General features: G+C 59.9%; 17 protein-coding genes. 8 read left to right on the top strand and 9 right to left on the bottom strand.

Annotation, left to right across the window (positions count from 1 at the left end):
- Positions 1 to 80: 80 nt before the first annotated feature.
- Positions 81 to 689, bottom strand: a complete 609-nt coding sequence (locus KW848_RS20395) for a tRNA-(ms[2]io[6]A)-hydroxylase (RefSeq protein WP_046032069.1) — start codon at positions 687 to 689, stop codon at positions 81 to 83.
- A gap of 160 nt (positions 690 to 849) precedes the next feature.
- On the opposite strand from KW848_RS20395, the gene KW848_RS20390 reads away from it, so the two are divergent.
- Positions 850 to 1,713 carry a universal stress protein gene (locus KW848_RS20390; RefSeq protein ID WP_192409499.1) on the top strand — a complete coding sequence of 288 codons (864 nt, stop codon included), beginning with the start codon at positions 850 to 852 and terminating at the stop codon, positions 1,711 to 1,713.
- 112 nt (positions 1,714 to 1,825) lie between these two features.
- On the opposite strand, the gene KW848_RS20385 is transcribed toward KW848_RS20390, so the two are convergent.
- The gene (locus KW848_RS20385) at positions 1,826 to 2,296 is read right to left on the bottom strand and encodes a DUF1289 domain-containing protein (RefSeq protein ID WP_008149863.1); all 471 of its coding nucleotides are present in this window, start codon (positions 2,294 to 2,296) and stop codon (positions 1,826 to 1,828) included.
- Between the two features lie 408 nt (positions 2,297 to 2,704).
- Between KW848_RS20385 and acnB the strand changes: the two genes are divergently transcribed.
- The gene (gene acnB, locus KW848_RS20380) at positions 2,705 to 5,314 is read left to right on the top strand and encodes a bifunctional aconitate hydratase 2/2-methylisocitrate dehydratase (RefSeq protein WP_218537910.1); all 2,610 of its coding nucleotides are present in this window, start codon (positions 2,705 to 2,707) and stop codon (positions 5,312 to 5,314) included.
- Between the two features lie 180 nt (positions 5,315 to 5,494).
- Here acnB and KW848_RS20375 read toward each other — a convergent pair whose 3' ends face one another.
- Complete coding sequence (locus KW848_RS20375; RefSeq protein ID WP_218537878.1) at positions 5,495 to 7,156, bottom strand: SulP family inorganic anion transporter; 1,662 nt, start codon at positions 7,154 to 7,156, stop codon at positions 5,495 to 5,497.
- Between the two features lie 337 nt (positions 7,157 to 7,493).
- Complete coding sequence (locus tag KW848_RS20370) at positions 7,494 to 8,774, bottom strand: serine/threonine transporter (RefSeq protein WP_218537877.1); 1,281 nt, start codon at positions 8,772 to 8,774, stop codon at positions 7,494 to 7,496.
- Positions 8,775 to 9,044: 270 nt separating this feature from the next.
- On the opposite strand from KW848_RS20370, the gene KW848_RS20365 reads away from it, so the two are divergent.
- The 3 genes from KW848_RS20365 to KW848_RS20355 all read left to right on the top strand — a co-directional run bounded on the left by KW848_RS20365 (position 9,045) and on the right by KW848_RS20355 (position 11,235).
- Positions 9,045 to 9,428, top strand: coding sequence for a tautomerase family protein (locus KW848_RS20365; RefSeq protein WP_111452275.1), 384 nt, complete (start codon positions 9,045 to 9,047; stop codon positions 9,426 to 9,428).
- Positions 9,429 to 9,459: 31 nt separating this feature from the next.
- On the top strand, positions 9,460 to 10,077 hold the full coding sequence (locus tag KW848_RS20360; protein WP_218537876.1) for a TetR/AcrR family transcriptional regulator: 618 nt from the start codon (positions 9,460 to 9,462) through the stop codon (positions 10,075 to 10,077).
- A 189-nt stretch (positions 10,078 to 10,266) separates the two neighbouring features.
- Positions 10,267 to 11,235: a 2-hydroxyacid dehydrogenase gene (locus KW848_RS20355; RefSeq protein ID WP_111452272.1), complete on the top strand. Its 969-nt coding sequence runs from the start codon at positions 10,267 to 10,269 to the stop codon at positions 11,233 to 11,235.
- Here the strand turns inward: KW848_RS20355 and tssA are convergent, their stop codons facing one another.
- The 5 genes from tssA to KW848_RS20330 are packed head-to-tail and all read right to left on the bottom strand — an operon-like array spanning position 11,236 to position 18,759.
- The gene (gene tssA, locus KW848_RS20350; RefSeq protein WP_218537875.1) at positions 11,236 to 12,324 is read right to left on the bottom strand and encodes a type VI secretion system protein TssA; all 1,089 of its coding nucleotides are present in this window, start codon (positions 12,322 to 12,324) and stop codon (positions 11,236 to 11,238) included.
- Complete coding sequence (locus tag KW848_RS20345) at positions 12,321 to 16,139, bottom strand: type VI secretion protein IcmF/TssM N-terminal domain-containing protein (protein ID WP_218537874.1); 3,819 nt, start codon at positions 16,137 to 16,139, stop codon at positions 12,321 to 12,323. Before KW848_RS20345 ends, tssA begins: the two co-directional genes overlap by 4 nt.
- A complete protein-coding gene (locus KW848_RS20340; protein ID WP_218537873.1) occupies positions 16,136 to 16,903 on the bottom strand; it encodes a DotU family type IV/VI secretion system protein in 768 nt (255 codons plus the stop codon). Before KW848_RS20340 ends, KW848_RS20345 begins: the two co-directional genes overlap by 4 nt.
- An 18-nt stretch (positions 16,904 to 16,921) precedes the next feature.
- Complete coding sequence (tssK, locus tag KW848_RS20335) at positions 16,922 to 18,253, bottom strand: type VI secretion system baseplate subunit TssK (RefSeq protein ID WP_218537872.1); 1,332 nt, start codon at positions 18,251 to 18,253, stop codon at positions 16,922 to 16,924.
- 56 nt (positions 18,254 to 18,309) lie between these two features.
- Positions 18,310 to 18,759 carry a type VI secretion protein gene (locus tag KW848_RS20330; protein ID WP_218537871.1) on the bottom strand — a complete coding sequence of 150 codons (450 nt, stop codon included), beginning with the start codon at positions 18,757 to 18,759 and terminating at the stop codon, positions 18,310 to 18,312.
- 225 nt (positions 18,760 to 18,984) lie between these two features.
- On the opposite strand from KW848_RS20330, the gene tssB reads away from it, so the two are divergent.
- The 3 genes from tssB to KW848_RS20315 all read left to right on the top strand — a co-directional run bounded on the left by tssB (position 18,985) and on the right by KW848_RS20315 (position 21,618).
- The gene (tssB, locus tag KW848_RS20325) at positions 18,985 to 19,533 is read left to right on the top strand and encodes a type VI secretion system contractile sheath small subunit (RefSeq protein WP_008149836.1); all 549 of its coding nucleotides are present in this window, start codon (positions 18,985 to 18,987) and stop codon (positions 19,531 to 19,533) included.
- 28 nt (positions 19,534 to 19,561) lie between these two features.
- Positions 19,562 to 21,043, top strand: a complete 1,482-nt coding sequence (gene tssC / locus KW848_RS20320) for a type VI secretion system contractile sheath large subunit (RefSeq protein ID WP_218537870.1) — start codon at positions 19,562 to 19,564, stop codon at positions 21,041 to 21,043.
- A 77-nt stretch (positions 21,044 to 21,120) separates the two neighbouring features.
- The gene (locus tag KW848_RS20315) at positions 21,121 to 21,618 is read left to right on the top strand and encodes an Hcp family type VI secretion system effector (RefSeq protein WP_111452265.1); all 498 of its coding nucleotides are present in this window, start codon (positions 21,121 to 21,123) and stop codon (positions 21,616 to 21,618) included.
- Positions 21,619 to 21,625: the final 7 nt, after the last annotated feature.

The following is a 21,625-nucleotide window of genomic DNA, read 5'->3' as shown; positions in this document are numbered from 1 at the left end:
TGCTGATGGCCTCTTCGCGGGCAAGCCCACTCCCACAGGGGTTTGTGCCGGTCGCATAATTTGAGTACGACTCGAAAGCGTCAGGCGGCCGCTGGCACACCGCTGTGGAAACGAAACTCCACATCCGGTGACTCGATCAGCTCTTGCTCGGCGGCGCGGACCTTGTCGATCACCTGGGCGATGTCCTTGGCGTCACCGTACTGGTAGGCCAGTTTCAGGTAACCCTGGAAATGCCGGGCCTCGCTCTTCAGCAGGCCGAAATAGAACTTGCCCAGCTCTTCGTCCAGATGCGGCACCAGCGCTTCAAAACGCTCGCAGCTACGGGCTTCGATAAAGGCGCCGACCACCAGGGTGTCCACCAGTTTGACCGGCTCGTGGCTGCGCACCACTTTGCGCAGTCCCGAGGCGTAGCGCCCGGCGGACAGCTGACGCAGTTCGATCTTGCGCTTTTTCATCAGGCGCATGACCTGTTCGTGGTGCACCAGCTCTTCCCGGGCCAGACGCGACATCAGGTTGATCAGATCGACGTGAGAGTGGTACTTGGCGATCAGGCTCAACGCGGTACTGGCGGCCTTGAATTCACAGTTTTTGTGATCGATCAGCAGGGTTTCCTGATCAGCCAGCGCGGCCTGAACCCAGCCATCGGGGGTGCGGCAGCCGAGGAACTCGTGAATTTCGGGAAGGATCATGGGGCTCACGGATAAGAGGTTCAACATCGAAGGGCGCCGATTATACCGGCCTGCCGGCAGACCACCAGTCGCGACCGTTGATATACATCAAGTCCCGAATGGCCAGCCAGCAACTATAGTTGTCCAACGCAGTATTTTTTACTTCATGGAGATCCCGATCATGCAAGCCATTCGCAGCATTCTGGTGGTCCTCGAACCCGAACACTCGGAAAGCCTGGCGCTCAAACGGGCCAAGCTGATTGCCGGCGTGACCCAGGCTCATCTGCATCTGCTGGTCTGCGACCGCAAGCATGACCACAGCGGCATGTTGGGCGTGCTCAAGGCCGCGCTGATCGAGGACGGCTACAGCGTCACCACCGAGCAGGCCTGGAACGAAAGCCTGCACGAAACCATTGTCGATGTGCAGCAAGCTGAAGGCTGTGGACTGGTGATCAAGCAGCATTACCCCGACAGTCCGCTGAAAAAAGCCCTGCTGACCCCGGCGGACTGGAAACTGCTGCGTTACTGCCCGACGCCGGTGCTGCTGGTCAAAACCTCGAAACCGTGGACTGGCGGGGTCATACTGGCGGCAATCGATGTCGGTAATACCGATGCCGAACACCGCACCTTGCACGCTTGCATCGTCGATCACGGTTACGACATCGCCAGCCTGGCCAAGGCCCATTTGCATGTGGTCAGCGCCCATCCGTCACCGATGCTGTCGGCGGCCGACCCAACTCTGCAACTCAGCGAAACCATCGAGGCGCGCTATCGCGAACAGTGCAAATCGTTTCAGGCCGAGTTCGACATTGATGACGAGCACCTGCATATCGAGGAAGGTCCGGCGGATGTGTTGATTCCATTCATGGCCCACAAACTGCAGGCGGCGGTGACGGTAATCGGTACCGTGGCTCGGTCCGGGTTGTCAGGGGCGTTGATCGGGAACACGGCGGAGGTGGTGCTGGATGCGGTGGAAAGCGATGTGCTGGTGCTGAAGCCGGATACGATCATGGATCATCTGGAGGAGATCGTTACGCAACATTGAGATTTGCGGCGTCGGATAGATAGCCTTCGCGAGCAAGCCCGCTCCCACAGGGGGTTTTGTGAACGCCACAGATTTAATGTGGGAGCGGGCTTGCTCGCGAAGCTCTTAAGAATCAGCCGCCGAACGCGTCTTTGAGAAAACCCGGCGCAATGTAGCGCTGGTAATGCGCCTCGGAGAGCAAAAAGAACTCCCGATCAATGGCATCCCGCAGTTCCGGCAGGTTCCAGTCGCGAAACTCCGGCATCAGCACCATCCCGTAGGCTTCCAGGTTGTTGATGACCCGCGCGCCCCGGGCGATCAACTGGTACGCCCAGCAATATTCCGACTGATGCGGCACAAAGCGGATCTTGCGCTGCTCCAGCTGCAGGCGCAGGCGCTGGGGATCGAAAACTTCAAGCTTGCTGGCCATCACCTGGGACAGCAGCAGCTCAAGACGCAGCCACACCGCGCGTTTTTCCTCCTCGTTGTAACCATTCCAGTTGATCACTTCATGGTGGAAACGCTTGCAGCCACGGCACACCAAATCACCGTAAACAGTGGAGCAGAGGCCGACGCAGGGGGTCTTGATGGTCTGATTGGGCATAGGTTGGGAGAGCACGGGAAAGCAGAACAGGTCGGCATGTTAGCCCTTTGTCTAACATTGATCACCCCTCAAAATTCGAGGGCCAACTTACCTTTAAATTTTTTTTGCCGTAGAATCAGCCAGCCTTTTAAGGCGCCAATGTCCGTTAGAAGCTGTTTTCAAAGCGTCACGAGCACAGTCGTTCCTTCAGAGCGGTGTTGGCGAAGGGTTTTTCCAGCGGGGAAAAGCCCAACGCCAACCCTCATCAGCTCCCCGTTCTGCAGGCGTAAAACTTTGAAAGCAGCTTCTGTAAGGAATTGTCGGTAATTCTGGCTAAGCGGCCCACAACGCCACGCAGCGCATGAGTACGGCAATTTCGGGATGAGCGTCCCGGACACCCATTTGGGACCACTGATGAGGGTAATAACTGTGCTTGAAGCCTACCGCAAACATATCGAAGAGCGTGCAGCACTGGGTATCGTTCCCCAGCCGCTAAACGCCGAACAAACTGCAGGCCTGGTCGAGCTGCTGAAGAATCCCCCGGCTGGCGAAGAAGCTTTCCTCGTTGACCTGATCACCAATCGCATTCCGCCAGGTGTGGACGAAGCAGCCTATGTAAAGGCCGGTTTCCTGTCTGCCCTCGCCAAAGGCGAAGCAAAATCCCCTCTGATCGACAAGAAACGCGCGGTTGAACTGCTCGGCACCATGCAGGGCGGCTACAACATCGTGACGCTGGTCAATCTGCTGGACGACGCCGAACTGGCGCCAGTCGCTGCCGAAGAACTCAAGCACACCCTGCTGATGTTCGATGCTTTCCACGATGTCGCTGAAAAAGCCAAGAACGGCAACGTTCACGCTAAAGGCGTGCTGCAATCCTGGGCTGACGGCGAGTGGTTCAAAAACCGCCCTGTCCTGGCCGACAAGATCAGCCTGCGCGTGTTCAAGGTCACCGGCGAAACCAACACCGACGACCTGTCCCCTGCTCCAGACGCCTGGTCCCGCCCGGACATCCCGCTGCACGCCCTCGCCATGCTGAAAATGGCCCGTGAAGGCATCGTGCCTGACGCCCAGGGCGTCACCGGTCCGATGAAGCAGATCGAAGAAATGCGCGGTCAAGGCTTCCCGATCGCCTACGTCGGTGACGTGGTCGGTACCGGTTCTTCGCGTAAATCCGCCACCAACTCGGTGCTGTGGTTCTTCGGCGACGACGTTCCTTTCGTACCGAACAAGCGTGCCGGCGGTTTCTGCTTCGGCAGCAAAATCGCTCCGATCTTCTACAACACCATGGAAGATGCTGGCGCACTGCCAATCGAATTCGACGTCACCAACATGCACATGGGCGACGTGATCGACCTGTACCCGCATGCTGGCAAAGTCTGCAAGCACGGCACTGACGAAGTCCTGACCACCTTCGAAATGAAGACCCCGGTGCTGTTGGACGAAGTTCGTGCCGGCGGACGTATCCCGCTGATCATCGGTCGCGGCCTGACCGACAAGGCCCGTGCCGAATTGGGCCTGGGCCCTACCGACCTGTTCAAACTGCCTGAAGCACCTGTCGACACCGGCAAAGGCTTCACCCTGGCGCAGAAAATGGTCGGCAAGGCGTGCGGTCTGCCAGAAGGCAAAGGCGTTCGTCCTGGCACCTACTGCGAACCGAAAATGACCACCGTGGGTTCTCAGGACACCACCGGTCCGATGACCCGTGACGAACTGAAAGACCTGGCGTGCCTGGGCTTCTCGACCGATCTGGTGATGCAGTCCTTCTGCCACACCGCGGCTTACCCTAAGCCGATCGACGTGACCACCCACCACACCCTGCCAGACTTCATCATGACCCGCGGCGGCGTTTCCCTGCGTCCGGGCGACGGCATCATCCACAGCTGGCTGAACCGTATGCTGCTGCCGGACACCGTCGGTACTGGTGGTGACTCGCACACCCGTTTCCCGATGGGCATTTCGTTCCCGGCCGGTTCCGGTCTGGTAGCGTTTGCCGCAGCCACTGGCGTTATGCCGCTGGACATGCCGGAATCGATCCTGGTGCGCTTCAAAGGCAAAATGCAACCGGGCGTCACCCTGCGTGACCTGGTTCACGCCATTCCTTACTTCGCGATTCAGGCTGGCCTGCTGACTGTCGAGAAGAAAGGCAAGAAGAACGCCTTCTCCGGCCGCATCCTGGAAATCGAAGGCCTGGACAACCTGAGCATCGAGCAAGCGTTCGAGCTGTCCGACGCCTCGGCCGAACGTTCGGCTGCCGGTTGCACCATCAAGCTGTCGAAAGAGTCGATCACCGAGTACCTGAGCTCCAACGTCACCCTGCTGCGCTGGATGATCGGCGAAGGCTACGGCGATGCGCGCACCCTGGAACGTCGTGCTCAAGCGATGGAAGCCTGGATCGCCAACCCTGAGTTGATGGTTGCCGATGCTGACGCCGAATACGCTGAAATCATCGAAATCGACCTGGCCGACATCAAAGAGCCTGTGCTCTGCGCGCCGAACGATCCGGACGACGCCCGTCTGCTGTCCAGCGTTGCTGGCGAGAAGATCGACGAAGTGTTCATCGGTTCGTGCATGACCAACATCGGTCACTTCCGCGCTGCCGGCAAGTTGCTGGATCAGGTCAAAGGTCAGCTGCCAACCCGTCTGTGGCTGTCGCCGCCGACCAAAATGGACGCTCACCAGCTGACCGAAGAAGGCTACTACGGCATCTACGGCAAGGCCGGCGCGCGCATGGAAATGCCGGGCTGCTCGCTGTGCATGGGTAACCAGGCACGTGTAGAGCCGAACTCGACTGTGGTGTCGACGTCGACCCGTAACTTCCCGAACCGTCTGGGTGACGGCGCGAACGTCTACCTGGCTTCGGCCGAGCTGGCGTCTGTTGCTTCCATCCTGGGTCGCCTGCCGACCGTCGAGGAGTACATGGAATACGCTGGCAAGATCGACAGCATGGCGGCTGATGTTTACCGCTACCTGTCCTTCGACCAGATCGCCGAGTTCCGTGAAGCTGCTGCGAACGCCAACATCCCGGTCGTTCAAGCCTAACGCTGCAACGCAATAAAAAACGCCGCCCATCGTGAGATGAGCGGCGTTTTTTTATGCCTGCATGAAGACCAAATGTGGGAGCGGCGGTGCGACGATTCGACTTGCTCGCGAATACAGTGTGTCATTCGATGGTCATGTTGACTGACACACCGTATTCGCGAGCAAGCCCGCTCCCACAGGTTATGCGGATGACTTGAGTGCTTGTTGCACTGCAACGTCGACACTCAAATCACTGAAGATCACCTGTGCTCGCTCCTGCGCCGGCAACTTCGACAGTACGGCCTGAGCCTGATTCTTGAGCCGCGCCAAAATCAGCTGTTTGTCCTCAGCCCGTACCTGCAAAAAGAACGCCTCCAGCGCCTCGATGCTGGTGCCATCCAGGTCAGGCGTCTCTTCCAGACTGAGAATAATCGTATGAACCGGCGTTAACGCGTGGCGGGCCAGATGCAATGCACCGCCGAGAATGCGCTCCACGTTCGCGAAAAATAACGCTTCGCTCGGCCTGACGATCAGCACACCGGGGATCTCGCGGGCCTGAGGGTGGCGCTGCAGATCGACAAAATCATGACCGCTGCCTATCCGCCCCAGCACCTGAATATCCGCCGATGACATTTGTTTCAACATCAGCACCACACTGATCACCACCGCCACCAACAGACCGTCCAGTACCCCCAACACCAGCACCGCCGCCACGGCACAGATCACCAGCAGACGGTCACGGCGCCAAATGAAATAACGGCCCAAGGGCTGCAGGCTCAAGCCACGCCCCAATGCGTAAATGACAATGGCCGCCAGCACCGGCTCGGGGGTCAGGGCGATCCAGGGCAACACCGTCAAGACGATGAGCAACACCACCCCCGCCGCTACCGCACCCGCCAGACGCGAGCTGGCACCCGCCGCCTCATTGGCCGCGGTCGCCGAGTAACCGGCGCCAGCCGGCATGCCATGAAACAGGCCCGACAGCAGATTGGCCGCGCCGAGTGCCAGCAGATCGCGATTTGAGGACACACGGTCGCCGTGCTTTAGCGCGAACGAGGTGATCGATCCGTAAGACTCGGCATACAAAATCATCAACATGGCGAACGCCAATTCGCCCAGGCGCAGCCAGTCGGTAAACGGCAGCACGGGAAGACGAGGGACTTCCAGGCTCAGATCAATCACGCCGATCAGTTTCACCCCGTAGGCTGGCAAGTCCAGCCATTGGCCCGCCGCGATGCCGAGCGCCACCACCAGCAAACCTCCCGGCAAACGCCTGACCCGCGCGCACAGCCACAGCACCAGCAAGGACACCGCCGCCACGAGGGCGCCGACCCGGTTCCACTGCGGTAATTGCTCAAACAGCTGCGGCAGGAAACGGATCAGGTTGCCATTGCTAACGTGCACATCGACGATGCTCGCTACTTGCTTGAGGATGATCGTCACTGCCAGGCCGAAGGCAAAGCCTCGCAGCACCGGTTTGGCAATAAACGACGTCACGCTGCCGAGTTTGAACAACCCGGCCAGCAGGAAAAATCCGCCCGTCACCAGCACCAGACCGATCGCCAGGGTCATGCGCAGGCCCGAGTCACCATTGGCCAACGTGGCTGTGGCGGCGGCGAGTACCGCTGCCGAAGACGACGTAGCAGAAACGATGGCAAAGCGACTGGTACCGAACAGCCCGTAGCACAGCAGACCAGCAAATAACGCAATGACACCCGCCTGTGGCGGCAACGCGGCAATGCTTGAATAGGCGACCGCCTCGGGCAACAACAACCCGGCAATCGACAACCCGGCCACAACGTCCAGCCAGCGGTTTGGCCTGTCGGCACGGGGTTGCGCCGATGCGCCGTGAGCACCTGCCATAAAGCGTCTCCAGAGAAAGGGGCAATCCTGCGGCAACCGGTCTACGACGCGCTGATGCAGCCGCAAGCTTAGCCGCTAATCCCAGGGGACGTGTGCGCTGGATCAGGGGCGTGCGTTCTCCAACGCAAAAAAAACGCCGTCCATCGTGAGATGAGCGGCGTTTTTCATGCCTGCAAGATTTGCACTACCCCCCTGTGGGAGCGGGCTTGCTCGCGAAGGCGGTGTGTCAGCCAGCAGTTAGGTGACTGACACACCGCCTTCGCGAGCAAGTCGAATCGTCGCACCGCCGCTCCCACAGGGTTATTGCGTGTCAGCCAGTGGTTGGCTGGCCTGTGATTCAAGCACTCAGCGAATAGATCAACGCCGAAATTGCCACCAGGCCCACCGCCGTCACGAAGACGTTGGAAGCCTGACCGCGATAACGCGCCATGGCCGGAACCTTGCGGATCGCGTACATCGGCATCAGGAACAGGATCGCGGCGATGATCGGGCCACCGAGGGTTTCGATCATCCCCAGAATGCTCGGGTTCAGCGTAGCAACGATCCAGCAGACCACCAGCATGAAGGCGGCAGTCATGCGATCCAGGGTCTTCGGTGCCGGGCGCTTGCCACTCTTCACGATCAGACCTTTAAGACCTTCGCTAGCGCCGATGTAGTGGCCCAGGAACGACTTGGAAATGGCCACGAACGCAATCAACGGCGCCGCGAAGGCGATGGTCGGGTTGCTGAAGTGGTTGGCCAGGTACGACAGGATCGACAGGTTCTGCGCCTTGGCTTCCGCCAGTTGTGCGGGCGACAGAGTCAGCACGCAACTGAACACGAAGAACAACACCATCACCACCATCAAGAGATGGGCCCGGGACAGGATCTGCGAGCTGCGCTCTTCGGCGTGATCGCCGTAACGACGTTTCTGGTCCACCGCGAACGCCGAGATGATCGGCGAGTGGTTGAACGAGAACACCATCACCGGAATCGCCAGCCACAGCGTGTGCAGCAGTGCCGACGGTTCTGGCAGCGTCGATGCGGTGGCGAGGATGCCGCCGTTCCAGTGGGGAATCAGGAACACCGCGAGGAACAGCAGCGCAACAATGAACGGATAAACCATCAGGCTCATGGCCTTGACGATCGCCTGCTCGCCGCAACGTACCACCGCCAACAGGCCGAGGATCAGCACGAGCGACAGCACGGCGCGCGGTGGCGGCATGATATGCAGTTGATGCTCGAGGAAACTGCCCACGGTGTTGGTCAGGGCCACGCTATAGATCAGCAGGATCGGGAAGATCGCGAAGAAGTACAGCAAGGTGATCAGCGCGCCAGCCTTGATCCCGAAGTGCTCTTCCACCACTTCAGTGATGTCCGCGCCTTCGCGTCCGGACAACACAAAACGGGTCAGGCCACGGTGTGCGTAAAACGTCATGGGGAACGCCAACACCGCCAGGACCAGCAACGGCCAGAAGCCGCCCAGACCCGCGTTGATCGGCAAAAACAGCGTGCCAGCCCCGATGGCCGTGCCAAACAGGCCCAGCATCCAGGTGGTGTCATGGCGATTCCAGCTCTCAAGCGTCGCTGGTGTCGCCGATACATAGCGTTCGTCGACGCTATTGGCCTGATCATTCATCCGGTGGGATCTCCGCATTCCGGTCAGTTGCTACCCGGTCAGGACGAGTCGGAAAAATCCGACAGGCAGCGCCCTGGCCGAAACAGGGGCGCGATTGTCCGGGATTAATGAGCAGAAGCAAAGACTTAGCTGAGGAGTGGTTGTGCGGATCAGATCCATTGGCACACTTTATTAAATAGATGTTTTAAAAAATCTATTCAATAAAAGATTGCCGTCATGTAATTTCGATGCTCACTGCTGACCGTCAGCCCTTACTTGCGGAGCCCTCTCATGCCACTCGTTCGCGTCGACATCAAGAAGCATCAAGACCCGACTTACGCCAAACGTGTCGGGCAATTGATCTACGCCGCCATGCACAGCGCCATTGGCGTGCCGCAGAACGATAACTTCCAGATTCTTGCCGAGCACGACGAACAGCATTTCATTTTTGATCCCGGCTACCTGGGCATCAATCGCACCGACAATCTGGTGGTGATTCAGATCACCTTGAGTGAAGGCCGCACCATCGAGCAAAAGAAACTCCTCTACAAAACCATCGCCGAGAGCCTTAACGCGGAACTGGCGGTGCGCCTGGAAGATGTATTCATCAATCTGGTGGAGGTAAAGAAAGAGAACTGGTCGTTTGGCAATGGCATAGCCCAGTACGCCAGCTGATTTCTACCTTTTATATAGCTGTGAGCCGCCAATGCCCCGAGTCTCCCGCAAACAAGCCGAACTCAACCGCGAGATCATCGTCGAGGCCGCCACCCGTCTGTTTCGCGAACGCGGCCTGCACGGGATCAGTGTCGTCGATGTGATGGCCGCGGCCGGCCTCACCCATGGCGGGTTCTATGGCCACTTCGAATCCAGGGAAGCGCTGGCAAAAGAAGCGTGCAGCCGGGCGTTCACCCAATCGATGGAACGCTGGAAGCAGAAAATAGAAGACAACGACGACAGCCTCTCGGCCCGCGAGAGCATCATCGCGCCCTACCTGTCCGCGGCCAATCGCGATAATCCGGGCGAAAGCTGCCCGGTGACCGCGTTTGCCGGCGACATGTGCCATGAAACCGCTGAAAGCGGATTGCACCAGACCTACACCCAAGGACTGGAGGCATTGTTGCAGATGCTGACACCGCTGATGGGCGCGGATCAGCCCGACACCAATCGGCAAAAAGCGTTGGTGGACTATTCGCTGATGGTCGGCGCCCTGACCCTGGCCCGCGCCACCCGGGGTGACGCCTTGTCCGATGAAATTCTCGACGCAGCCCGGACATTTCTCACCTCGGACACGGCCGTTGACACAGCCGCGACGCCGCAACGCTGAACGGTGCCTTCGCAAAGGTGTTGAACACCGTGGATATGTAAGCGCTGCGGAAACGCTCCTACACTGAGGTCGAAGGCCATAAGCCTGCTATCGTTGGTAGATGCCAAACCGTCGCGGAATCAGCCATTTGAAGCAACGTTTTCAAGCCACTTTCGAGCCCCGACTTTCCGATGTCCACAGGAGCCCAGCATGCCTGCAACCGTTCTGGTACTGGTTGAAACCATCAATGAGTACCTGCCGATTCTCGAACATCAGGGGTTTCACCTGATTCTGGCTCCGACACCCGCCGAGCGCGCCGACGCCATCACACGGCATGGCGCCCGGATCGATGCGGTGCTGACCCGCGGCCCATTGGGCCTGTATGCCGACGAAATCACCGCCCTGCCCAATCTCAAGATCATCTGCGTGATCGGCGCGGGCTACGAACACGTCGACCTGCAAGCTGCCGCCAACCGGGGCATTACCGTCACCAATGGCGCCGGCGTCAATGCCTCTTCAGTCGCCGACCATGCCATGGCGATGCTGCTGTCGCTGGTGCGTGACATTCCCCGTTGCGATGCCGCCGTGCGCCGGGGTGAGTGGCCGAAAATCATGCGCCCTTCCCTCGCCGGCAAACACCTGGGTGTCCTGGGGCTCGGTGCGGTCGGCATGGCCATCGCCAAACGCGCCGCCCACGGCTTCGACATGACGATCAGTTACCACAACCGCCAGCATCGCAGCGATGTGCCGTACAGCTTCCGCTCGACGCCCACCGAACTGGCACGGGAATCAGACTTTTTGGTTGTCGCCACCCCCGGCGGGCTGGGCACCAAACACCTGATCAACCGACAGGTACTTGACGCTTTGGGTCCCCAGGGCTTCATCGTCAACATCGCCCGAGCCAGCGTGATCGTCACCGCCGACCTGATCAGCTCGCTTGAGCAGCGACGCATTGCCGGCGCCGCACTGGATGTGTTCGATGCCGAACCTCATGTGCCAGACGCACTCAAGGCGTTGACCAACGTGATCCTGACGCCCCATGTCGCGGGGCTGTCCCCGGAGGCAACGCAAGGGACTGTTGAACTGGTCGGGAAAAACCTGGTGGCGTTCTTTTCCGGTCAGCAGGTGTTGACGCCCATTGCCTTGCCCACACCGATCATGGCCATGCCAATTCGCTGATCAAAGGACGCCCAACAGCGTCCACAGGCGCCGGGATTCGGCATCGGCCGAGATCAGTTCGCCCAACAGTTCGCTTAGAGGTTTGTTGCCCCACTCCACCCCGCGCTTGATCAAGTACGGGACAGGGCTGTGGGGTTCGGTGCGCGCCAGGTACTCGGCAATCAATAGCAATTGTCGATACGCCTCGTCGCGACTCGCCGGCTCGCGAAACACCTGAGGCGCCGATGTCGCTTGCGGCAAATCGACAGGTCCGGACGCCGCCACGGGTGGCGCCCCGACAGGTACCTCGGTTGACTGTCGTGGGTGCATGGCAATGAACTCCTGGACCAGCGTCAATAGCGCCTCGATCACGTCCTGCAAGGCTTTGAAGCCCGGGGCCTGAGTGCCGAGATAGGCATCACTCCAGCCTTCCAGCCGTTGCAGATGTTGCAGGCTCATCAGCAGACAGCCCTGGCTGTGCAACCAGAATGACAGGGGCGTTGCACGAATCTGTTCGGTAAGTTTTTTCTGTTCGCTGCGCGCAGTTTCCGCCGAGGCTTTCGCCGCCTTGCTGTCATTGACCAGCACCTGTTGCACCTGCAAACGCCGCCAGGCATCCAGACACAAGCCATCGAATTCGCTGTTACGCGGATCGAGCAACGGCACTCGGGTCAGTAACACTTCACTGTAGCGCCGGGACAGCCATTCAAGCGGTATTACCCGCCATGACTGATCACCGTCCTCAGCCTGAGGATGAAGATGCTCGGGATAGCGTTCGCATAACCCGGCAACCAGCGCGAGACTGCCCGGTAACCCTTCCAGCCCGTCCTGATGCAACCAGGCCTCGCCGAGCCAGGCGCTGAGCATCAGGTCCTTGCTGCGTTCCAGCAGCAAGGTCGTGGTCAGTTTTTCCAGTTCCGGCCATTGCGCCCGTTTGATCGACGACTGCCAGACGCCCGTCGGCAGGCTCGTGTCGTCCTCGCGGCGCAGTTCACGCGCCTGGTCGAATTCACGTTCATAGCGCAAATCCTGACCGCAAGGTGCCTCCTCGCTGATCGGCTCTAGCAACCGGACAATCAGTTCCGGTAACGGTTTTGAAGGCAGGCTCACAGTCCCTCCTCATTGTTCACCAGATTCGCGGTCGCCCCTGTCACCATGAACGGCGAACGCGGCGCTCGGGTGGGCAGCGGCTGAATGGATAGCGGCAGCTTCGAGCCCTGGGTCATCAGCGACAGGCGAACAAACATCAGGGTCTGCTCAGCAGTGGCGGTCTGCGCCGTTACCGGCAAGCGCAACGTCAGCGGAAAATCGGTGTAATCCATATTCGGCTGGCGCTGCACCGACTGGTGCGAACGGATCAATCGCAGCAATGACCACGGACCGCCGTACTCCCAACCGGCTTCAAGATCGCGCACGACCAGGCTTGGCTGCAACGGATCGTTGGCCGGGCGCTGGTAGCCGTTTCTGGCCCAGCGCAAGGTCAGCCGGACGGGTTGGCCGACCATCCAGCGCAGGTTCGGCTGGGCCTCGCCGGGGTAGCTGATCTGTTGATTGCCGGCATCCAGCCCCCAGGCAATCACTTGATCGGCACCGCGCTCCTCCTCTCGATCGGTGCGCCAGCGCACGTCCATTTCAACGCCGAGGATGCCGCTCTTGTCCCGCACAAATAGCGGGCTCAGCCAGGTACTGGCCTGCTTCAAACGGTTGAGAAAATCCTCGGCGGCCAGGCGCTCCGGCGTCTGACTGAGCTGCAATCCGGCCTGGGCCACGGGCAAACGCTTGTCGATCAGTTCGAGGAAATGCTGAACCCGCGCAGGGTCCGCGTCGGAAGCCTGAATACCCTTGGCAAACGGAAAGCGCTCGGCCAGGTACTGGTTGAAATAGTTGGCCACATCGTTCCACGCCGCCGATGCCTGCCGCTGTTGCAGGTACTGACAGCGTTGCATGGCGCTTTGCTGCAGTTCCAGGGCGCGCATGGCCAACGTCCCGCGCCCGCCGGACAGGCTGACGGTTTGCAGCACCTGGACGCAGGACGTGGCATCCATTTCGATGAAGTCGCGGCTCACCAACTGCTCGATCTGGGCCGGCGAACTGGCGGGGTTCTGGTCCTTGTACTTGAGCAGTTCATCGTTGAGCGCGCTGAATTGTGTCACCCGCTCGTAATCCAGCGCCGAGAGATTCTGCTGCTGGGTTTTCAACCACTCCAGCGCCGAGGTGCGCCGTTCGGTGATGCCCAGCATGGTATTGAATTGCTGTTTGAGACTCAGCTTCAAATCCTGCACATCGCTGGCGCCATACAGTTGCAGACCGAGGTTTTTAGAGCCGTCCCACTGGCTGATTTCAGTGCGCTCGCTGAAGAGTGGCTGGGCGACGATTTCACCCAGGCCGTCGACCACCTGGTTCAGTGCGCGTCGGTTCAAGGCGCTTTGCAAACGCGTCGCCAGGTCGCTGCGGCGTAACTCGACAAAGGCTTTCTGCAAGGCCACCGCCTGAGGCGCCTGTACATTGAACACCCCGTCGGCAGGAGACTGGTCATTGTGCTCCTTGAGGCTCAACCACATGGCCTTGGCCGCCGCGCCTTCGGCGGCTTGCAACAATGCACCGCGATAATCCGGCGGGATACGCGGGAGTTCTTCGGCGGCGTAACGCTTGTAACTGGCGAAATAGTTCAGCGCGCCGTTGAGGTCATCGCCATCGACATTCTGGCCCTGCATGTCGCTGGCATCCGACTGATCCGCACGCAAGGCAATGGCCACGAAGTCGCGTTTGAACAGGGCCTGCACCGCGTTGTTCAACTGGCTGACATGCTCTTGTAACGTCAGTTGTCCGCTACCTTGTTGCACCAGCAAGTTGCCTCTGGTCCCTGCCTGAGCGATCCACTGATCGCGAAAACTCTGCTGCAACTTCGACGCTTGCTGATCCAGTTGTTGTTCGACCTGCGGACCGAGCAAGATGCTCTGGCGCACCTTGTCCATCATCTCGCGATAGCCAGGTACCAGATCCTGGCCTTTGCCGCGGCTCCATGCCGAGTTGGTCAGGCCGATCAGCGCTTGCAGGTCGTCGATCAGCGCCCGCAGGTCCTCAAGCTCAGTCAGGGAATTGCCACTGCCGACCTCGAGCCGCTCCAGGTGCAACTTGAGATAACCGGCCTGGCGCACGAAGTTGTCCGCGAGAAAGTACTGGTCAAGCCAGCGTTCCATGAGCCCGGAAAAGTTTTCCTCTATCGTCGCGCGCTCCATGGCCAGGTCCAGCGGTTTGAAGTCGCCGCCATCGGTATCGAGCAACACCCGGTTGTAAAAACCGGCATGGCGCAACGTGCCGACATTGAGGTTCAGGGACAACGCGTTGTTGCTCAACAATGCCAGGTCTTCAAGCGGCGCCTTGGGGTTGTTCAGCGCCTGATTGAACCATTGATTCTGTTGCTCAAGACGTACCGCGCGCGCCACCAGATCTTTGGCCTTGGCATAGTTCTGCCATTGGGCCGGGTCTTCGCTTTCGACGTTGCCACGTCGCTCCGTATTGCGGATGGCCTTGAGTTGCACCAGTTCCGCGTTCAGCAGGCTGTGCAACGGCTGCAACAAATGGCTCTGGGCGGTCAAGCGCAGTTGATTCTCCAGTTGCATGTCCAGGGATGAGAACCAGGAGGTGGGAAACACCACGCGAGTAAAACTCCACTGCGGGGCCTTCTCCAGAACTCGCCAGAAACCCTGGACGTTGCGCCGGGTCGACTCCAGTCGATGAGACTCATCCGTAACCGCCACGTAATTCTTCTGCGCGCCTTGCAGCAGGCGCGACAGTTCATGAGCCTCCTTGACCGAGTCCTGCCAGACCCACAGCATGCTCACGGCCCAGACCACACCGACCACCAGCGCCACCGCACCGGTCAATCGCTGCCAACGCTGACGCAGGCGCAACAGTCGGGGCACGACCTGGGCCACCCCCCGTTCGGCGACCACACGCCGTTGCCACAATTGCCGGGCAAACGTACTTTGCTGCAACCCGGTGTCGTAGGCCGAAAATCCGTTGAGTGTGTCCTGCGCCGGCTGGTTGGCGGTGAAATAAACCCCTCGAAAACGCGGCGCCTCACCTTGGGCATTGCCCTGAAAAACCGGTTCCAGCAGGGTTTGCAGGTTGCGCCTCAAGGCTTCAAGACGTTCCGGCAAACCAAATAGCTCGCCACTCAAATGGCCGGACAAGGCACCGATTTCGATGATTGACTCCGATAAGGCGCGGTTAACCTGATCCAGCGCCTGATCACTCCATTGCGCTTGCCAGGTCGCATCGGGGCCATGGGGTGAGGACCAGCCCAACACCTGCTCGCGGGTTTCGACCGGCAGTGCTGTGATCAACTCTTGAAAAACCGGCAGCTCTTCCATGCCGGTAATGACCACGTACACCGGCAGGCTCAGGCCGAACCGTTGCAATAGATCGATGAACCGTCGGCGAGCCGCCAGGCCCAGGGTCGCGGCCTGTTCGGTATTGCCCAGGCGACTGACCGGCACGGTCCAGATCACCCCGTCCAGTGGCCGTCTGCTACGCAAGCGCAAGATCAACCCCAGCAAGCGCCACCAGCCGCCCCGTTGCAGGTTCATGCCTTCATCCGGCAAAAACAGCGCCTGTGGCACCACCAATACCGCGCCTTCGGAGTCCGACCACCAGCGCCCGAACCAGGCCGGTTTGTCCGTCGGTTGCAGGTGCCACTGACTGCATAACTGTGTGCCTTGGGTTTCGTTGCCGAGCATCAGCAACCATGGAATCTGGTAGCGGTCCTGAGCGCCCTGCTCCTGCTCCATGTGCCGCACCGAGGCATAAAAACTGCGGATCGCCGCTCCGCTCTGGGTGCGCAACCACCAGACCGCCACCCCGATAATGCTCAGCACCAATAGCACGGCGATGACCAGGCCGATAATCTCCAGGGTGCTCATGAGTCTTGCTCCGAGGTGGCAACCGAATCGGTCATCTGCAAAACCGGTTCGAGCTCCTGGCGAATATCCCGCCAGAACAACTGGCCGAGTCCGGTCAGCAACAGGATCATGGCGAGTATCCCCAGGCCCAGGCGAAAGCCATCGGGCAACGACTGACGCACGGGCAACTGCACCGGCGGCACGGCCGAAGGTTGCGCGAGCCTGGCGCTGACATCGACATAATCCGCTTCGTGCTGCCAGGCAAAGGTGAACAGCGCCAGGCGTAATTTTTCATGTTGAGCCTGACTCTGCTCGCCCCGCAGCCGCCCCTCAAACCCTAATACCAGGCACTGCAAATAGACATTGGCGAGGTCGCGGGTGGTGGGAATCTGCTCGTCCAGCAACGTCTTGATGGCCAACGGCAGCCTCTCACCGGCCTGCCGGCTGGCGTACATCCTCGACTCCAGGGGTTTTTCCTGCCAGGCGGACTGGCCCGGCCACGGGGTAAACAACAGGGTTTCATCGATCAGCGCGACAAAGGCATAGACCAGCGCCTTGACCTGTTCGGTCGCGGCATCGCCGACCCGAGCGAATGCCGTTCGCCACAGCCGCTGGGAAATTTGCGTAGACAGTTCGACCACGGCCTCCACCAGCGCCTCGTCGTCATTGTCCTTGGGTAACTGGTTCCATTCCTCGGACCATTGCAGCCAGGCCTCGCGAAAGGCACTGCTCAGCGGTGCTTCGTGGAGGCCCCGTGTACCCGTCCCGGCATTCCCCTCAGACATATGACGCCCCTTCCTTGATCAAGCACTTTCGCTCGCCTGGGTCACAAACAACACCACTTGCCATGGGCTGCTCGCCGGTTTTGAGGCCGGCGCGACAATCAGCAACGGCAACTGCCCGTCGAACCATTGGCCTTCGGCCGTCACCACAAACAACCGCGTATCGTCGCCGACGCTGTAGGCCACTTGCTCGTTACGGTTCATGGCCTGATGGGACAAGCCGCTCATGCGCTGGCGGCTGAGCAACGGGATGTGCGGCTGCGACGCGATGATCGCGCCGCTCAGCCATTCGCTGGCGGCTTGCTCGCCCACACCGTTGGGCATGCGCAAACCGATAACCAGGCGCTGGCTTGGCTGATCGTCGGGCAGTTGAATCGAGAAGCTCTGTTCACTGCGCGAAAACGGCAGGCTGCGATAGCCGGCGCGAATCAATTCGAGGGTTTTCTCCAGCCAGTCGAGGACCGCTTCATAGCCGCGTTGCAGCTCCAGAAAATCCAGCGGTGCAAACGGCGGCACTCCGGCCAACGGGTCCAATGCAGACCAGGCGCCAGCCAGTCCGAGCAACAGGCCATACAGGGTTTGCGGGTTGGCTTGACGGCTGCTCAACGCGCCTTCGACTTCCGGCAGCCGGGCCCAGAGTGCGGTCAACTGGCGACGAATTTCCATCGCGTCGTCCTGATTGCCGGCCTGCTGCGCCTGACGCAAACGCCCGGCGAGGAACATGCATTTCTCCCGCGCCCGGGCACACAAACCGGCCACCCGACGGCCGATGACGGACTCCGGCAACAGGCTGGGGGTGGGTGGTGTGTAAGGCAACGGGATAAAACCGCCACCCTCCTTGCGGATTTTCAGCAGCGGCAGGCAGATGGAGTCGGCCTTGTTCAACTGCGTGCACAACCGCGGATTCGGACGCCACACGGTGATCGATTCGGGGGACTCGCCGCTGGTTAAATCCGGCAACGCATCGCCGACCACTGATTGCAGTCGGCCCTTGAGCGGCAGCAACTGCCCGGCACGCCACAACGGACTGACCGCCAGAAAAACCGTCACCGTGGCGTCGTCGGTGGCGTTGATGGTTTCGCTGACGTCGAGCTCCAGTGTCGGCCCCACACCGGCTTGCAGATTGACCGGCAAACCGTCGGGCATTGTCCCTTGCAGATGGAGCAACCGCACCAGCCCGGCACTCAGTGCGCCGGGGTCGATTTCGACCCGACTCACGCCCCAGAACCATGGATTACACGCCTGGGCAAAATGCGCCACCAGCGCCTCGGCCCGTAACCCTTGTAACTGAAAATGCTGGGGCAATAACTGCATGCCCTCGTGCCAGCAAACTGCGTCAGGTAACAGGCTCATACGATTCCTTTCGACGTCGAAGTGTCGCCGCGCACATGGGCGTTTTTGCGATGCATTCAGTTCGGGCTGTCGCCAGCCAACGTCATCTCGCGACTGTCGAACTTGAGCCAGACATTGCTCTGGTCATCCAGCCGCAACCGGTGTGCTCCGGGAGTGTTATAGCTGGCGAAGACCAAAAGTCCAGCCGCCCGCTTGCCCCCCAGCGGGAAGGGTTGTTTATCGATGAATTGACCGGGGACCAGCTCAAGCCCCCAGACCGTCATCAGCTGCCGGTAGTCGCGTTGATACTGCTCACGCTCGGAGAACCACTGCCGCGCGGTGATGCCCGACAGTTGTTTGAGCAAATCCTTGTCGTTCACCGCAATAAAATCCACGGCAATCGGGGTGTCGTCGTTGGCCTTCGGAGCAACGTCGAGGGTCAGGTTGTCGAGGTCCACACGAGGTCCGAACAACGAACAGCTGGTGAGGGTCAGGAACAAGACCAAAGCAAAAAAACGTGCAGGCAAAATGAATGTTCCTTTTCTCGAGACAGTCCAAAAATGTTTTCGCTTGCTTTTTTATAGACCTGTTCTAGCTTCTTGGGTAGTTCGGCCCACACGGCGAACGTGGAAGGTTTGTCAAAGGAACGACAGGTCCATCTGCCACCCTTTCTAACCTACGGTCCAGCAAGGGAAAGCGATGAACGGGCCTCCCGATGCATTGCGCCCGCTCATGCATCGGAGTCAGCCAACATGGCAGAAAGTACTCAGCACAAGCTCGACAGGGTCCGCCCGCCCAGGGTGCAAATCACTTACGACGTCGAAATCGGCAACGCCATCGAGAAAAAAGAGCTGCCGTTGGTCGTCGGCATTCTCGCCGACCTTTCCGGCAAGCCCCTCGAGCCACTCGCGAAACTGAATGAACGGCGCTTCACCGAAATCGACCGCGACAACTTCAACGAAGTGCTCGCCTCGATCGCGCCCCGCGCCACCTTGCAGGTCACCAACACCCTCAGCGGCGACGACAGCAAGCTCAACATCGAGCTCAACTTCAAACACATCGACGACTTCGACCCGGTCAAGGTGGTCGAGCAAGTGACCCCGCTACGGCGCCTGTTCGAAGCCCGCCAGCGTCTGCGTGACCTGCTGACCAAGCTCGATGGCAACGATGACCTGGACAAGCTGTTGCGCGATGTCATCGCCAATACCGAGGGCCTGCAAGAGATCAAATCTGCGCGTCCGGAAACCGCTGCCGCTGCTCCCGCAGGCGACACCGAAGCCCCGGCAGAACCGCAAGCCTGATCACTCATTCACTTAGGGAGATGTCGCCATGCCCGCTTCAGCCGCCGCCAAAACCAGTGAAAGCACCACAGAAAGTCTGTCCCTGCTGGACCGCATCATCGCCGAAGGCCGCATGGCCCATGACGACAGCCAACAGGATTACGCCCGCGACATGCTCGCGGAATTCGCCACCCAGGTTCTCGACGAAGGCATGGCCATCGACAAGGACACCGTGGCGATGATCAACGACCGTATCAGCCAGATCGACGAGCTGATCAGCGCCCAGCTCAACGAGGTGTTGCACCATCCAGACCTGCAAAAACTCGAGGCCTCCTGGCGTGGCCTGCACCTGCTGGTGCAGAACACCGAAACCAGTTCCCGGCTGAAGCTGCGCCTGCTCAACGTGACTCAGAAAGAGCTGCAAAACGATCTGGAAAAAGCCGTCGAGTTCGATCAGAGCGCGCTGTTCAAAAAAATCTACGAAGAAGAATATGGCACCTTCGGTGGCCACCCGTTCAGCTTGCTGGTGGGTGATTACACCTTTGGCCGGCACCCGCAGGACATCGGCCTGCTGGAAAAACTGTCGAACGTCGCCGCTGCCGCCCATGCGCCGTTCATTGCTGCCGCCAGCCCGAGGTTGTTCGACATGAACAGCTTCACCGAGCTGGCCGTGCCACGCGATCTGTCGAAAGTCTTCGAGAGTCAGGAGCTGATCAAATGGCGCTCCTTCCGCGAAAGCGAAGATTCGCGCTACGTCTCGCTGGTGCTGCCGCATTTCCTGCTGCGCCTGCCTTACGGCCCGGAAACCTCGCCGGTGGAAGGCATCAATTACGTCGAAGACGTCAACGGCAGCGACCACGGCAAGTACCTGTGGGGTAACGCCGCCTGGGCCTTGTCGCAACGCATCACCGAGGCCTTCGCCAAGTACGGCTGGTGCGCGGCAATTCGCGGTGCCGAAGGCGGTGGCGCGGTCGAAGGCCTGCCGGCCCATACCTTCCGCACCAGTTCAGGTGACTTGTCACTCAAATGCCCGACCGAAGTGGCGATCACCGACCGCCGGGAAAAAGAGCTCAACGACCTCGGCTTCATCGCCCTGTGCCACAAGAAAAACAGCGACGTGGCGGTGTTCTTCGGTGGCCAGACCACCAACAAGTCCAAGCTTTACAACACCAACGAGGCCAACGCCAACGCACGGATTTCGGCGATGTTGCCGTACGTGCTCGCCGCCTCGCGTTTCGCGCACTACTTGAAGGTGATCATGCGCGACAAGGTCGGCAGCTTCATGACCCGCGACAACGTGCAGACCTACCTCAACAACTGGATCGCCGACTACGTGCTGATCAACGACAACGCGCCGCAAGAGATCAAGGCGCAGTACCCGTTGCGTGAAGCCCGGGTAGATGTGACCGAGGTTGCCGGAAAACCGGGCGCCTACAGGGCCACGGTGTTCCTGCGGCCGCACTTCCAGCTCGAAGAGCTGACTGCGTCGATCCGCCTGGTCGCCACCCTGCCGCCACCGGTAGCCGCCTGACCTGCCTCTCTCCCGCCGGCCAACCCGGCGGGAGTTCTCCGTTTATCTAGCGCGATAACCTTCAGGAGTTTCATGCGATGGATGCAATCATTCTCGACCTCGGCGGCGACATCAAAGGCGACAGTCTGCTCGAGGGCTACGCGGACAAAATCGAAGTCATGTCCTACAGCCACAACGTGGCCATGCAGGTAACCAACGACGTCAGCAACTCGGAACGGACCTCCGGCAAGCCACACATCGGCGAGTTCACCCTGACCAAATTCGTCGACAGCTCCACCCCATCCCTCAACGAGTATTGCTGCGCCGGCAAACCGATCCCTGAAGCCAAGATCACCATCGGCCGCAACGCCGCCGAAGGCAGTGGGAAGCTGATGCCGTTCATCATTTACACCCTGACTAATGTCGTGCTGTCGAACGTCAGTGTCAGCGGCGGTACGGGTGGTAAACCGGTGGAAACCCTTTCCCTGAACTTCACCAAGATCAAATGGGAACTCACTGCCCAGAAAGACGACGGTACCAAGGAAGGTACGGCCGCCTCGACCTGGGACATGGCTGCCAACAAGCTCGTCAAGTAAGCGGACG

Source organism: Pseudomonas sp. PDM25, assembly GCF_019219045.1.
Taxonomy (GTDB): Bacteria; Pseudomonadota; Gammaproteobacteria; order Pseudomonadales; family Pseudomonadaceae; genus Aquipseudomonas.
Note: the sequence above shows the minus strand (reverse complement) of the source record. Positions and strands in the feature narration are given on the sequence as shown.